This is a genomic window from Allomesorhizobium camelthorni (assembly GCF_011045125.1).
GTDB lineage: Bacteria > Pseudomonadota > Alphaproteobacteria > Rhizobiales > Rhizobiaceae > Allomesorhizobium > Allomesorhizobium camelthorni.
Genome location: NZ_JAAKZF010000307.1, coordinates 1 through 751, shown reverse-complemented (window position 1 = coordinate 751; position 751 = coordinate 1). Strand labels below are relative to the sequence as shown.

Here is a 751-nt window from a genome sequence, read left to right as displayed (position 1 = left end):
TACAATCCTGTTTCATAACACCCATCTGTCTATGCCGTTGAAGTGAATAGGTTTTGCTGATCAGGATGCGATCCCGTGGGGTATTTCGGGTTCTGCCGTGCGCGGTGAACGATCTGCTGGGCATCCGGCTTTCCAAGCTCTGATCGTCTGAAGATCCACGGACTATCCGGCAAAGGATGAAGGCCTTCGATCTTTCCTGCTTCGGCGGCGAGCCTGAGTGTCTTCGGCGTGATGCCGAGCAGACGAGCCGCCTTGTTCAGATTGAGCCATGGTTCGATACCGTCCGCCGCCGGTCGGAAGACCGGGATCTTGCGATACGATCGAAGCGCGGTGACTCGCTCTCGTGTCCATCGATTGCCGTTGCCGGTCACCAGACCGTTGCGGTTGAGAATGCCGGCAATCACGTCATCACTGGCGATGAGGACCAGTTGGCGAACCGCCGTGACGATGTCGCCGGGAGTGGCATTACGCTGTCCACGCCGCCGCTTCGGCAGACGCAGTTCGGTATGGACACCCCCAATCCAATGGATCAGCAGCACGATCTCGGCTGCTGCATCGTCGATATCGGCGACCACCTCATGGATGACGGTCCGCACGATGCGCTTCTTGAGCCTTGCGTCTGTCGTCGGCGCCGCCCACACAGCGTTGAGATCGGCGACGAGCGCGGTGAGGTCCATTGCCGACGGGGATGATGGTTTCGGCATCGCGGCATCATGCGCGGCAACCCTGCTCTCGATGTCGCCGACGCGAG

1 pseudogene is annotated in these 751 nt (G+C 60.1%); it reads right to left on the bottom strand.

What is annotated here, in order from left to right:
* Positions 1-29: 29 nt before the first annotated feature.
* A pseudogene (locus G6N73_RS36050) lies at positions 30-751 on the bottom strand (recombinase family protein); the annotation flags it as partial.